Below are 12,331 nucleotides of genomic sequence, written 5' to 3'. Positions count from 1 at the left end.
TACCTTTATTCTCGCCGGCACGCTGCTGCCCGGGCCGGCCACGAAACCATGTTTGCCCGCACACCGGATGCCGGACTCACCCAGGGCTCACTTGAAATTACTCGGGCTGGATGCCTGAGATTGCGATCATCCGCTTCCACACCTGCTGGTCCGACTGGATCGCCTTCGTCAGGTCGGCGGCAGAACCCGGATTGGGCAGGCTGCCGCGTTGGGCGTAGTGATCCATGGCAGTCGGCGACGTCGCGAACTCCAGTGCCAGCTTCGACAACTGGCCAACGATGGGCGCCGGCGTGCCGGCGGGGGCGAACAAGCCCGTCCAGTTGGTGCGCGACACGGCTTCGAGCAGGTCCTTGTTCACTCCGCCCGCTTCCGAAAGCGTCGGCACGTCGGGCAGTTGCAGCGTGCGTTTCGGGCTGACGACGGCCAGCGCACGCAGCTTGCCGGCCTTTACCTGAGGCAGTGCCGCCGAGAACTCCAGCATGCAGAAGTCCACCGTGCCGCTGATGACATCCGGCAGCAGGCCGCTCGTCGCTTTGTACGGGACGTCGGTGATCCGGATGCCCGAGGCATCGGTGAAGGCCGTCGTCATCAGGCGGTAGCCATTGCCGCTGCTGCCGGCGTTGATGGTTCCCGGCCTGGCGCGCGCCGCCGCCACCAGGTCGGCCACCGACTTGTACGGCGACGTGCCGGACACCACCAGGGCGATAGGCAACGTCGACAGCCTGGCCACTGGTACAAAATCCCGCGTCGGGTTGTAGGGTAGCTTCGTATAGAGCAGGGGATTGGCCGACATGGCGCTCGATGCGGTCAGCAGTAGCGTGTAGCCGTCGGCGGGCGCCTTTGCCACGGCGTCGTTGGCGAGGATCATGTTCGCTCCCGGCTTGTTCTCCACGACCACGCTCTGGCCGAGGCGTTCGCTGAGGAACTTGGCGAGCAAGCGGGTGTAGTCGTCGATGCCGGTGCCGGCACTCGCCACCGAAACTATCTTGATCGGCCGTTGCGGCCAGGACTGCGGTTGCGCCGCCGCGATACCGGCGAAGGCGTATGCCCCCACACCCGCTGCCATGGCCAGCAGCGCGAGCCGGCGCCGGGGATCGGGTTGCTTCATGATTGCTCCTCCACTTATTGAGCCGCGCCGGCGACTGACCGGTGGCGAAAATTGGCTGGACTGCAGAAAAAAAGCCCACACGACATCAGAGAATTTGGGATACGGAAAACGGGCGCGTGGGCCTCTCGCGGACATATCATCACGGCCAACCCCTTTCATGGTGGCCCCCCGGTGTGGGGTGTGCTGAGGATCGGACGTGTCTCCGGTTGTCGCGTGTTACGTTTGTCGTGTGGCTTATCCGCGCAGACGCTGGAGTGTCCAATGTCGTGGTGTCGTGGCGGAGCGGACCATCGGTTGGCCGGCCGACTGATCAGTCCAGTGTCGCGCCCGCGCGCTCGATCGTCGCCTTCCATTTTGTCCGCTCGCCCTGCACAAAGGCGCGGAAAGCCTCTCCGCTCAGCGGCAAGGGCACGCCTCCCATCTTCTGCACGGCTTCGACCGTTGCCGGCTCCTTGAGCATGCGGCCGACGTCGGCCTCCCACTTCGCCACGACGGCAGCAGGCGTGCGCGCCGGAAAGAACAGGCCGATCCACGATGTGGATTCGGCGCCGGGATAGCCCGCCTCTGCAATCGTGGGCACCTGCGGCAGCGCCGGCAACCGGCTCGCGCCGGTCACTGCCAGCGCGCGCAGCTTGCCGGCCTGCACCTGCGCCAGCGTCGACACCGGATAGTCGAACGTCAGGTCGACCTGGCCGGCGAGCAGGTCAGTGATGGACGGTGCGCTGCCCTTGTACGGCACGTGCACGAATTTCACGCCGGCCAGCGTCTGGAACAGCTCCGCAGCCAGGTGGCTGCCCGTGCCATTGCCGGCCGAAGACACCGCCAGCTTGCCCGGATGCGCCTTGGCGTACGCCACAAGATCCTTGACTGACTGGTAAGGCAACTTGCCGTTGACTACCAGCAGGTTGGGAATGGAGACCAGTCCCTGCGCGGCAACGAAGTCCTTTGCGGGATCGAAGCGCAGCGCCTTGTACAGGAACTGGTTGCTGGCCATCGTGCCCTGCGTGCCGAGCAGGACGGTATAGCCATCAGGCTCCGCGCGCGCCACGATGTCCGTGGCCAGGTTGCCGCCCGCACCGGGGCGGTTGTCGACGACGACCCGTACGCCGTAGTCGCTGGTCATCCTGGCCGCCACAAGGCGCCCGATCTGATCCGTAATGCCGCCGGGCGGCCCCGGCACGACCAGCGTGACAGGTTTGGCCGGGTACACCGGCACGGCCAGCGCAGCGGGCGCGGCGGCGGCGAGCGTGCCGCAAGCCAGCAGGAAGCCGCGCCCGGCAGCAGCCGTCCGGGCAAGCAAGGTTCGAAACTGAGGGATCAACGTGGTCATGGAATGTCTCCTGTACGCCGGGATGCCGGCAATGCCCTTGCGAAGCCGTGTGTGCGCTTCTTCTCACTGCGCAACCTCGTCGGCGGTCGCGGCGCAATTAATTCTACGTTATTTCGTACATATCTACCGTATATCGTAGCAATGCTCATATGCCTTCGCGACGGGCGCGCGCCGCTGTTTCACGAAAGACGGTTCGTATAGCCCCCGGGGTGGGTCAGACCGCGGCATGCCCCCCTTGGTCGAGTGGGGCAATTCCGGCGCGCACGCGTGACACTGGTTTCCACGACGGCGCGGGCACCCCTTGCCCAATGCGCAGCCATTTCCGGGACGCAATACGATGCAGCTTCAACCGACCACGACTCACACCCACACCGCCAGCCGGCAAGGGCCCCATGCAACCAGCGGCATGGCGAATGCCATCGCACCGATGGAACGGCTCATGGACCTGCTGCAGGAAGTTCGCCAGTTCAGCCGCCAGTTGCAACGCTGTGCGCGGGAGTCCTCGCGTGCAACGAACCGGCCGTCCTACGTGGAGACGCTGCACGCGCTGCTGGACAGCCGCATGCAGTGCGGCGATGCACGCACGCGCATCGTCTGCTACGCGTGCGCCGCCGAGCTTGGGGTAGCGATTGAACTGGAAGCCGAGCATTGCCGGCAGGCCATGACCGGCAGCCTGGGATTTCCGCTGCGCGTCCTGTTCTGGGCCGCTCACCGCCGCATGCAATCCGGTCGGCGCCGTCATCGCGGCGCCTGGGTGCTGCCGCAGAACTGACCTTGGTTGTGGCGCCCCGACCACGGCTTTGCGCTCCGGCATCGCGGCGATCCATCTCCGGCGAACCCGCGTCAGTCGTCACTGGCGTGTTGCACATGAAGCGGTATGGCAACTTTGCCGACGGGGGGTAGCCGCGGCCATCGACGCCCCGGCGCCATCTGCGCCGGAATGTCCTACCCAACGGGTGGCAACCCGCGCTGCGCAGATGTCCTGTTCCACATGTTTCAGTCCTGCTGGCGCAAAAAACCAACCCGAGACGGGTAGCGGAGTGCATGGGCAACCGTGCTTTCCTTACCAATACGCACACCCCGTGCGTGAAGCACCCCCACCTCGGCACACCACGGTGCACGGCCGGGGTAGCACAAACAATGATGGAGGAGATGGCAGCACATGAAACATAAACTGTGCGCACTTGCGGTACTGGGAACATTGCCCGGATGGAACGGCGTCGCCCACGCGGCGACTGGTGTCACGCTTTACGGTGTTATCGATGCCCCGATTGAGTACGTCAACCGCGTCGCCACGTCCGCTGCAAGCCCGAACACCGGCGGGTCGCGTGTCGGCATGCCAAGCGTTGGCGGCCTGTCCGCGTCGCGCTGGGGCATGCGCGGCACTGAGGACCTTGGCAGCGGCCTGCAGGCAATCTTTGTCCTGGAAGGCGCATTCATGCCAGATTCCGGCGCCCCGTCTTCCAGCGGGCTGTTCGGCCGTGTGGCAATGGTGGGACTGAAGAAGAGCGAGCTTGGACAGATCACCCTTGGGCGGCAAACCACCAGCCTGCTGGACGGCCTGGTGAACTTTTCTCCCCTTCGCTTCGCCGCCACCTATGAGCCGGGTGTCTGGTGGATGGGTATCAACTACCGCCAAAGCAATATGGTCAAGTACAAAGGCGAGTTTGGCGGGGTGCAGGCAGTGGCCCACTACTCGTTCGGCACGGGCGTTCCGGCGCTGTCCTCCGGCAACCTGCTCGCCAACGGCGGCGCGGGCGAGAATCCGGCGCATTCGAAGGACAACACCGCATATGGCGCCTCGGTGATGTACCTGGGCGGCACGTTCGGCATGGGCCTCGGCTACGACGAATGGAACCCGGCGCTCACGCCGGGTCAGACCGCCAAGGTGCGCAAGGCCTCTGCCGGCGCGAGCTATACCAACGGCCCGGTCAAGCTCACCGCCGGCTACCGCTGGAACAAGGCCGACTTCCCCAACGGCAACACCTTTCTGCGCGACGACTACTGGTGGGCGGGCATCAACTACCAGGTGACGCCGGCCCTTGGCCTGTCGCTTGCCTACTACTATGCGGATGTCAAGAAGTCCGCGGCCACGCCGGCGGCTGCGTCCACCAATCCGCCGAACATGCAGCAGTACACGTTCCTGGCGGACTACAACCTGAGCAAGCGCACCGACGTGTACTTGTCGGTGGGCTATGCGCGCAATGGCAGCCTGAGCTTCGACAGCGCGGCAACGGCCTACGCGTTCAACTATCCATCCATGACGGGACAGAAGAGCATGGTGGGGGTGATCACGGGCATCCGGCATATCTTCTGACGACCCGTTCGACTGGCGTGCGATGAGACTGGCGCGGTCAGTGCGATCGCGCCAGCCTCAACCAGCGCATTGCGCTGCGGCATTGGCTCGCTGCCTTGTCATTTCTGGTGCCCGTGGCAATTGGCGGCGTTCCCGACGGGCCCTGCCAACCGAGCCAGTATCCCTCTGCCCCAAACCCTTGCGAGCGGCTGGGGCCGGCGGCAAACCTGTGTACGCCAAATGGAGCGCGAATGGTAGTGCAGCCAGGCCGCTGCAGCCGGGCAAATATATGACCACAAAGAGAAGACAGATCATGCTGACATTCAAACGCCGCGCCCTGTGGCTGCTGTGCCCCATGCTCGCCACGCTTGCCATGGCCGCACCCGTCCGCGCAGCCGACTACCCCGAGCGTCCCGTGAAGATCGTTTCCGTCACGAGCGCCGGGACCGGCATCGACGACTACACGCGCCTGCTGGCCAAGTACCTGTCCGACAAGCTCGGCCAGAGCTTCGTCGTCGAAAACCGCCCGGGCGGCAATATGGTCGTGGCCACCGACTACGTGTCCAAGGCCGCACCGGACGGCTACACGCTGCTGCTGTCCGGCTCTGGCGCCATGGCCGCCAATCCCTTCCTGTTCCGCAAGCTGCCATATGACCCGATGAAGGACTTCGCCCCCGTGGCGCGCTTGTCGGTGCTGCCGGTGGCCGTGATCGTGCCCGGCAACTCGCCCTACCGCTCCACCGCCGACCTGATCGCGGCCGCTCGCGCGAAGCCGGGCAAGCTCAACTTCGCCACCTCCAGCACCGGGTACCGAGTCATCATCACCGCCTTCAACGAAGCAGCGAAGATCGACACCGTCAGCGTGCCCTACAAGGCCGCCAACGCGATGATGACCGATGTCATGGGCGGCGTGGTCGATTACGCCTGCGTCGAAGTGTCGGCCGTCATCCCGCACGTGCAGAGCGGCAAGCTGCGCGCGCTGGCGATCTCCGGCCCGAGCCGGCTGCCGCAGCTTAAGGACGTGCCGACAATCAGCGAGCTCGGCCTGGAGCGCTATCCGCTCAACACCTGGGTCGGCCTGTTCGCACCGGCCGGCACGCCGCAGGCGATTGTCGACAAGCTGACCCGGCTCGCCATGCAGTTCACCGCCACGCCCGAGGCCATGGCGCACTACCAGGCCCGGGGCAGCGCGGCCTATGCCGCCGATGGCGCCGAACTGCGCAGGAACATCGTGGCCGACCAGTTGGGCTGGAAGCAGATGATCACGCTTGCCGGCATCCAGCCAGAATGAGCCGCGATGCGCTCCAACAATTGCTCCCGACAGAGCAACAATGAATCGCGGGAGAACCGACATATGAAGACGCTGGACCGCTTCTACATCCACGGAGAATGGGTCACGCCGGCTGCCGGCAGCACGCTGGCCGACGTGATCAACCCTGCTACCGAAGAGCCGGTCGCCCGGCTTGCGATGGGCACCGCGGCAGACGCCGAACGTGCGGTCGCGGCCGCCCGCGATGCCTTTGCCACATGGTCTCAGAGCGCGCGCGAGGAACGCATCGCGCTGCTCGAACGCATCGCCGAGCAGTACCGCGCACGCGTGCCGGAACTTGCCGAGGCCGTGCGTCTCGAAATGGGCGCCCCCGTTACGCTGTGCAATGCCATGCAGGCGCCGATCGGGCTCGTGCATATCCAAAACACGCTCGAGGTTCTGCGCGGCTTCGCGTTCGAGACCACGCATGGCAAGACGTGGCTGCGCCGCGAGCCGGTCGGCGTGGCTGCGCTGATCACGCCGTGGAACGTGCCCCTCAACCAGATCGCGGCCAAGGTCGCACCCGCACTGGCCGCCGGCTGCACGGTGGTGCTCAAGCCTTCGGAGATTGCGCCGCTGGACGCGGTTATCTTCGCCGAGATCATGCACGCGGCCGGCACGCCGCCGGGCGTGTTCAACATGATCTTCGGCGACGGGCCATCGGTCGGCGCCGCGCTGTCGTCGCATCCCGAGGTCGACATGGTGTCGATCACCGGCTCCACGCGCGCCGGCGTGGAAGTGGCGAAGAACGCCGCGCCCACAGTCAAGCGCGTCGCCCAGGAACTCGGCGGAAAGTCCCCCTTGGTGGTGCTCGACGATGCCGACCTGAAGACTGCCATCAGCACCGCCGTGGCGCAGTGCATGGTGAACACCGGCCAGGTCTGCGTGGCGCCCACGCGTCTGCTGGTGCCGCGCGCCAGTTACGACGAAGCGCTCGCCATTGCCGCGGCCACGGCCAACGCGCTCCAGGTCGGCGATCCTGCCGATCCGGCGACCCGAATCGGACCACTGTCGAACCGCGCGCAGTTCGACAAGGTGCAGCAGATGATCGGTCTCGGCATCGAGGAAGGCGCGCGCGTGGTCGCCGGCGGCCCCGGCCGCCCGGACGGTCTCGAGCGCGGTTTCTATGTCCGGCCGACCGTGTTCGCCGACGTGCACAACGGCATGACCGTGGCCCGGGAGGAGATCTTCGGCCCCGTGCTCTGCATGATCCCTTATGACAGCGAAGAAGAGGCGATCGCCATTGCCAACGACACGGTGTATGGCCTGTCTGCCTATGTTGCGTCGGGCGATGCGGAGCGTGCGCGCCAGGTGGCGGCTCGGCTGCGTGCGGGGACCGTGCGTATCAACTTTGCGCCGGCGGACCTGAGTGCGCCGTTCGGCGGCGTCAAGCGTTCGGGCAACGGGCGCGAGTTCGGAGCGGAGGGGCTGGCCGAGTTCCTGGAGTGGAAGGCGGTCAGCCTGTAAAGCTCTATCAGGAGCCGGCGTGCCGCTTCCATGCAAGGAGGCGGCGCGCCTAGCCGGATATCGATCAGAACCTGAACTTCGTCTTGGCGATGATGCCACGCTGGATTTCGCTGGTGCCACCGTAGATCGTGGTGGCGCGGCGGAAGAACGCTTCCATGGCGATGTCCTGCATCAGGTCCTGCATCGGCAGCGGCTCGCCGGCGTGGCCGTCGTGGCTGGCCGGATACGACACCGGGCCATAGTCGCCCATGCTTTCGATCGCGAACTGCCCCATTTGCTGCTGCAGCTCGGTGCCGCGGATCTTCAGCATCGATCCCAGCGCATGCGCGGCAGGGCTATGGTCGCCCGCCTGCTCCATCGCCGCGACGCGCTGGACCATCACCGTCATGGCTTCCAGCTCGGCCTCGTGACGCGCCAGGCGCTGCGCGAACTGGGGCTGCGCGCCCAGCGTGGCGCCAGCCGACGGTGCCGCGGCGAACGCGCGGAGCTGGCGCTGCAGGCGGCGCAGCGTGGGCAGGTCCGCCGTGGTGGCGTGTTCATTGTTCAGCAGGAACTTGGTCACCTTCCAGCCGCCGCCTTCCTCGCCGATCAGGTTGCCGACCGGCACGCGCACGTTGTCGAAGAAGGTCTCGTTCAGGTGGTGGCAGCCGTCGATGCTGATGATGGGACGCACGGTGATGCCGGGCGTCTTCATGTCCACCAGGATGAAGGTGATGCCGGCCTGCTTCTTTTCGCTGTTGCCGGTGCGCACCAGCAGGAAGATCCAGTCGGCATGGTGGGCGTAGCTGGTCCAGATCTTCTGGCCGTTGATGACGTAATGGTCGCCATCGCGCACAGCCTGCGTGCGCAACGAGGCCAGGTCGGAACCCGAGCCCGGCTCGGAGAAGCCCTGGCACCACAGGCGCTCGCCACGCAGGATCGCGCCGATGTGCTCTTCCTTCTGCCCCGGCGTGCCGAAATGGTTCAGCACTGGCCCGACGAGTTTCTGTGCGAAGGCGTCCTGCGACGGCGTACCGGCCAGCGCGCACTCCTCGTCAAATGCCAGCCGCTGCGCCACGGTCCAGCCTGTGCCGCCGTGTTCGGCGGGCCAGTACGGTGCACCCCAGCCATGCGCATTGAGCACGCGTTGGCACTGCATCAGCGTATCGCGCGGCGAGCGCATGCCATGCGCGCGGCGCGGCAGGTCGGCCGGCATATGCTCGCGCAGCAAGTCGCGCACCTGCTGGCGGAACTCGGCGAGGTTGGGGTCGGGTCGGAAGTCCATCTGATTCGCTCTCCATCTTGCGTGGCGGCGGCGCCGCGGACGCGGCTTGCCGGATGGTGACACCTTAAGGGTTGGGGTGGTTGCTGGCGCCCCCCGCCACTGGTGGCGATAGGTGCCGCCAGGTTTGAAGCAGCTGTTGATTGCAAGCCGTCTGACATATGCGCGCGGTCTGGCGGTATGAAATCCCCCGGGTCACGTGGACTTTCATGCGCCTGCGCAGCGACATCAGGGGGGTTGGCCTGCAGGCAGCACCCGCCGGCATGCCTGGCAAATCACCTCCCCTTCTCCCAATCAAATCCCCCTGCCGTTCCCCCCACAAACGCCGCAATTGCCTCTGCATGAAACGCCGTGGCCGAAGCCACCCCTTGCGCCTGGCTCTCAAGTTCAAGCATGGTTTCGTACGGCGTCTCGAACGATCGATTCAGCAGCCGCTTGGTCAGCGCAATCGCCGTGCGCGGAGCTGGCACCAGTCGCGCGGCAAACTTCCGCGCTTCATCCACCAGGCTGTCGGCCGGATGGATCGCATGCACCATGCCGACCGCCTTCGCCTCGGCCGCCGACAGGCGGCGAGCCGTGAACATCAGCTCCTTGGCCAGCGAAAGCCCCACCACGCGCGGGAGCTCATACAGCGCGCCCATGTCAGGCACCAGGCCGATTTTCGAGAACGACATCGAGAAAAACGCCCGGTCGGAGGCAAGGACGAAGTCGGCTACCAGCGCCAGCGAGAATCCCGCGCCCGCCGCGGGTCCATCCACCGCGGCGATCACCGGAATCTCCAGGCTGCGCAGGCGCCGCAACCATTGATGCGAGGTGCGCACGCGCCGGCACATCAGTTCCGGGCCGCTGGTGTCGGGACCGGCTTCCTCCTGCATGCGCTTGACGGACTTGAGGTCGCCGCCGGCACAGAAGCTGCCGCCCGACCCCGTGATGATCAGTACCCGCACGCTTCGGTCGGCCTCGACCTGGTCGAGCATGTCGAAATAGTCCGCACGCAACTCGTTCGAGAATGCGTTGCGGCTGGCCGGCTGCTGGTGGGTCAGCTCCGCAACGCCATTCCCGATGCGAAGCAGGGAGTGGCGAAGCTGGATATCGCGGGTTTCCATGGTTGTTCCTTGGTGAATTCGAATGCCATCCCGGCCGGCGTAGATCCGTGTCGGCCGGGATGTGGGCAGTGCGGTGCGCTTAGCGGCCGCACCAGCGGGGCTTGCGCTTCTCGGCAAACGCGGCCAGGCCTTCGCGGCGGTCCTCGGACTGGAGCACGCGCGCGGCGATCGGCGCCTGCAGGCGCCACGCCTCCTCGTCGGTCCAGTCGGCGCTGCGGCTGACCACCTCCTTGCTGGCGGCGAGCGCGAGCGGTGCGTTGGCCAGCAGCCCCTCGGCGAGCGAAATTGCCTCCTGCAAGGCGGCGCCGGGCTCCACCAGGCGATTCAACAACCCGTGCTGATGGAAGAACGACGCGTCCCGGATCTCTCCGCTCAGCACCAGCTCCATCGCCACGTGATACGGAATGCGCCTAGGCAGGCGGAACAGGCCGCCACCGAGGGCGATCACGCTGTGGCGCACTTCCGGCAGTCCCATGCGGGCCGACCGCGATGCCACGATCAGGTCGCACGCCAGGCAGATCTCCAGGCCGCCGCCAACGGCGTAACCTTCCACCGCCGCAATCAGCGGCTTGCGCGGCGGGCGCTCGAACAGGCCAAACAGGCCCCGGTCGTCGGTGCTCAGTCGCTCGCCGCGCGCTGCCGCCTTCAGGTCGCCTCCGGTGCAGAAGTTGCCGCCGCTGCCGGTCAGGATGCCGATGAACAGGCTGTCATCCTCATCCAGCAGATCCATCGCTGCGTTCATCTGCGCAGCCGTGGCGGCGTCGACGGCGTTCTTCGCTCCCGGCCGGTTCAGCGTGACGATGAGCAGCGGTCCGCGTCGCTCGACGACGATGTTCTGCGCGCTGTCGGTCATGCGTGCCTCACAGGCCGAAGGAGAAACCGCCGTTGACCGCATAGGTCTGGCCGGTGATCCACGAGCTGGCGTCCGAAGCGAGGAACAAAACCATGTTCGCCACGTCGTCAGGCCGGCCCGGGCGGCGGATCACGTACTTCTCCATCATCTTCTTGAGGCGCTCCGGATCGGCCGAAAGGGCCTTTTCGGTGAACGGCGTGGCCGTGGCGGAGATCGCCACGCAGTTGGCCGTGATCTGGTGGCGGCCCAGCGTGCGTGCAATGCCGCGCATGAAGCCCGCCGCGCCGGCCTTGGCACCCGAGTAGATCTCCATGCCCGGCTCGCCTACACGGCCCGCGTCGGAGATGATCGTGATGATGCGGCCGCCCTTGCGTTCGATCATGCTGGCAATGCAGGCGCTGGCGCAGTGGATCACACCGTAGAAGTTGACCTCGACGGCGCTGTTCCATACCTCGCGGCCGTGCTCCCAGAACGGCTTGCGGATATCCGCCGACGGTGCCGCGCCGTTGTTGCCGGCATTGTTCACGAGCACGTCGACCGGGCCCGCGAGTTCGGCCGCCTTGTCGACCATGCGCTTGACGCTGTGCGGATCCGACACGTCGGCCTGCACTGCAAAGGCCTTGCCGCCGCCTTCGCGGATCGACGCGGCCACCACTTCGGCGCGTTCGAGATGGAAATCGTTGACGATGACGGTCGCGTCATGGTCGGCGAATTGACGTGCGATCTGCTCGCCCACACCCTGGCCGGCACCGGTCACCAGCGCGACCTTGCCGGAAAGATTCAGAATATCGTTCATGGCTGTTGTCTCCTTGTTCAGTAGCCCTTGAATTGCGGCTCGCGCTTCTCGACGAATGCGCGCAAACCTTCCTGGATGTCCCACGAGCGCTTGTGGTCGCGCAGCTCGAGCACTTCGTGGCGCAGCGCGTCGGCCAGGGACTTGTCGGCGCTTTCGCTGGCCACGCGCTTCATGCGGGTCAGCACCAGCGGGCTCTTCTTCGCCAGCTTCTCGCCGAGCGCCTGTGCGCGCCCGAGCAGTTCGGCGGCGGGCAGCACCTCGTTGACGAGGCCGACCATGCGCATGTCGGCGGCGCTCAGCGAATCACCCGTGAACAGCAGGTAGTTCGCGACGTTTGCCGGCACCTTGCGCGGCAGGATCGCCGCGCCGCCGCCACCCGGGAACACGCCGAAGTTCGAATGCGCGTCGCCAAGGCGGGCGGTGTCGGCGGCGAGCACGATGTCGCAGGACAGCACCAGTTCCATGCCGCCGGCCAGCGCCAGGCCATTGACGACGGCCATCACGGGCTTCGGAAAGGTGCGCAGCGTGGTGAAGAACTCGACGATGTTGTCGAGCGAGTCACGCTCGCCCGGCTCGGTCGTGGACTTGGCGCCCTTCAGGTCGGCGCCGGTGCAGAACGCGCGCTCTCCGGTGCCGGTGAACGCCAGCACGCGCACGGCCGGGTCATCGCGCCACGCCTTGAGCTGCGCGGTCATGCCTTCGACCATTGCGGGCGTCATGCTGTTGAGCGCTTGTGGGCGGTCAAGGGTGATCCACGCGACCGAGCCAACCACGGTGGGTACGAAACTCATTCTGTTGTCTCCAC

At 66.2% G+C, this 12,331-nt stretch carries 11 protein-coding genes; 4 read left to right on the top strand and 7 right to left on the bottom strand.

Going from position 1 to position 12,331, the window contains the following annotated elements:
• Nucleotides 1–97: 97 nt before the first annotated feature.
• Nucleotides 98–1,108 (bottom strand): tripartite tricarboxylate transporter substrate binding protein, encoded by a 1,011-nt coding sequence (locus VSR71_RS12460; protein WP_342914162.1) that lies wholly within the window; start codon nucleotides 1,106–1,108, stop codon nucleotides 98–100.
• A 310-nt stretch (nucleotides 1,109–1,418) separates the two neighbouring features.
• On the bottom strand, nucleotides 1,419–2,438 hold the full coding sequence (locus VSR71_RS12455) for a tripartite tricarboxylate transporter substrate binding protein (RefSeq protein ID WP_342914161.1): 1,020 nt from the start codon (nucleotides 2,436–2,438) through the stop codon (nucleotides 1,419–1,421).
• A 406-nt stretch (nucleotides 2,439–2,844) separates the two neighbouring features.
• On the opposite strand from VSR71_RS12455, the gene VSR71_RS12450 reads away from it, so the two are divergent.
• From VSR71_RS12450 to VSR71_RS12435, 4 genes are all read left to right on the top strand, one after another.
• Nucleotides 2,845–3,210 carry a hypothetical protein gene (locus VSR71_RS12450; RefSeq protein ID WP_342914160.1) on the top strand — a complete coding sequence of 122 codons (366 nt, stop codon included), beginning with the start codon at nucleotides 2,845–2,847 and terminating at the stop codon, nucleotides 3,208–3,210.
• Nucleotides 3,211–3,600: 390 nt separating this feature from the next.
• Entirely contained in the window at nucleotides 3,601–4,755 is a 1,155-nt protein-coding gene (locus VSR71_RS12445; RefSeq protein ID WP_342914159.1) for a porin, read from the top strand.
• A gap of 292 nt (nucleotides 4,756–5,047) precedes the next feature.
• Entirely contained in the window at nucleotides 5,048–6,025 is a 978-nt protein-coding gene (locus tag VSR71_RS12440) for a tripartite tricarboxylate transporter substrate binding protein (RefSeq protein ID WP_342914158.1), read from the top strand.
• Between the two features lie 63 nt (nucleotides 6,026–6,088).
• Nucleotides 6,089–7,510 (top strand): aldehyde dehydrogenase family protein, encoded by a 1,422-nt coding sequence (locus tag VSR71_RS12435; protein WP_342914157.1) that lies wholly within the window; start codon nucleotides 6,089–6,091, stop codon nucleotides 7,508–7,510.
• Between the two features lie 64 nt (nucleotides 7,511–7,574).
• On the opposite strand, the gene VSR71_RS12430 is transcribed toward VSR71_RS12435, so the two are convergent.
• The 5 genes from VSR71_RS12430 to VSR71_RS12410 all read right to left on the bottom strand — a co-directional run bounded on the left by VSR71_RS12430 (nucleotide 7,575) and on the right by VSR71_RS12410 (nucleotide 12,317).
• The gene (locus tag VSR71_RS12430; RefSeq protein WP_342914156.1) at nucleotides 7,575–8,774 is read right to left on the bottom strand and encodes an acyl-CoA dehydrogenase family protein; all 1,200 of its coding nucleotides are present in this window, start codon (nucleotides 8,772–8,774) and stop codon (nucleotides 7,575–7,577) included.
• 272 nt (nucleotides 8,775–9,046) lie between these two features.
• Nucleotides 9,047–9,877, bottom strand: a complete 831-nt coding sequence (locus VSR71_RS12425) for an enoyl-CoA hydratase/isomerase family protein (protein ID WP_342914155.1) — start codon at nucleotides 9,875–9,877, stop codon at nucleotides 9,047–9,049.
• Nucleotides 9,878–9,956: 79 nt separating this feature from the next.
• Nucleotides 9,957–10,730, bottom strand: a complete 774-nt coding sequence (locus VSR71_RS12420; protein ID WP_342914154.1) for a crotonase/enoyl-CoA hydratase family protein — start codon at nucleotides 10,728–10,730, stop codon at nucleotides 9,957–9,959.
• A gap of 7 nt (nucleotides 10,731–10,737) precedes the next feature.
• Nucleotides 10,738–11,526 carry an SDR family NAD(P)-dependent oxidoreductase gene (locus VSR71_RS12415; RefSeq protein ID WP_342914153.1) on the bottom strand — a complete coding sequence of 263 codons (789 nt, stop codon included), beginning with the start codon at nucleotides 11,524–11,526 and terminating at the stop codon, nucleotides 10,738–10,740.
• 17 nt (nucleotides 11,527–11,543) lie between these two features.
• Complete coding sequence (locus tag VSR71_RS12410) at nucleotides 11,544–12,317, bottom strand: enoyl-CoA hydratase/isomerase family protein (protein WP_342914152.1); 774 nt, start codon at nucleotides 12,315–12,317, stop codon at nucleotides 11,544–11,546.
• Nucleotides 12,318–12,331: the final 14 nt, after the last annotated feature.

It is taken from the genome of Cupriavidus oxalaticus (assembly GCF_038900635.1).
Classification (GTDB): Bacteria; Pseudomonadota; Gammaproteobacteria; order Burkholderiales; family Burkholderiaceae; genus Cupriavidus; species Cupriavidus oxalaticus_B.
This window is presented reverse-complemented; position numbering and strand designations above follow the sequence as displayed.

What these genes read in the sequence shown, in the direction of transcription:
- VSR71_RS12460 (WP_342914162.1), bottom strand. Translation starts at nt 1,108, where the DNA reads ATGAAGCAACCCGATCCCCGGCGCCGGCTCGCGCTGCTGGCCATGGCA.
- VSR71_RS12455 (WP_342914161.1), bottom strand. Translation starts at nt 2,438, where the DNA reads ATGACCACGTTGATCCCTCAGTTTCGAACCTTGCTTGCCCGGACGGCT.
- VSR71_RS12450 (WP_342914160.1), top strand. Translation starts at nt 2,845, where the DNA reads ATGGCGAATGCCATCGCACCGATGGAACGGCTCATGGACCTGCTGCAG.
- VSR71_RS12445 (WP_342914159.1), top strand. Translation starts at nt 3,601, where the DNA reads ATGAAACATAAACTGTGCGCACTTGCGGTACTGGGAACATTGCCCGGA.
- VSR71_RS12440 (WP_342914158.1), top strand. Translation starts at nt 5,048, where the DNA reads ATGCTGACATTCAAACGCCGCGCCCTGTGGCTGCTGTGCCCCATGCTC.
- VSR71_RS12435 (WP_342914157.1), top strand. Translation starts at nt 6,089, where the DNA reads ATGAAGACGCTGGACCGCTTCTACATCCACGGAGAATGGGTCACGCCG.
- VSR71_RS12430 (WP_342914156.1), bottom strand. Translation starts at nt 8,774, where the DNA reads ATGGACTTCCGACCCGACCCCAACCTCGCCGAGTTCCGCCAGCAGGTG.
- VSR71_RS12425 (WP_342914155.1), bottom strand. Translation starts at nt 9,877, where the DNA reads ATGGAAACCCGCGATATCCAGCTTCGCCACTCCCTGCTTCGCATCGGG.
- VSR71_RS12420 (WP_342914154.1), bottom strand. Translation starts at nt 10,730, where the DNA reads ATGACCGACAGCGCGCAGAACATCGTCGTCGAGCGACGCGGACCGCTG.
- VSR71_RS12415 (WP_342914153.1), bottom strand. Translation starts at nt 11,526, where the DNA reads ATGAACGATATTCTGAATCTTTCCGGCAAGGTCGCGCTGGTGACCGGT.
- VSR71_RS12410 (WP_342914152.1), bottom strand. Translation starts at nt 12,317, where the DNA reads ATGAGTTTCGTACCCACCGTGGTTGGCTCGGTCGCGTGGATCACCCTT.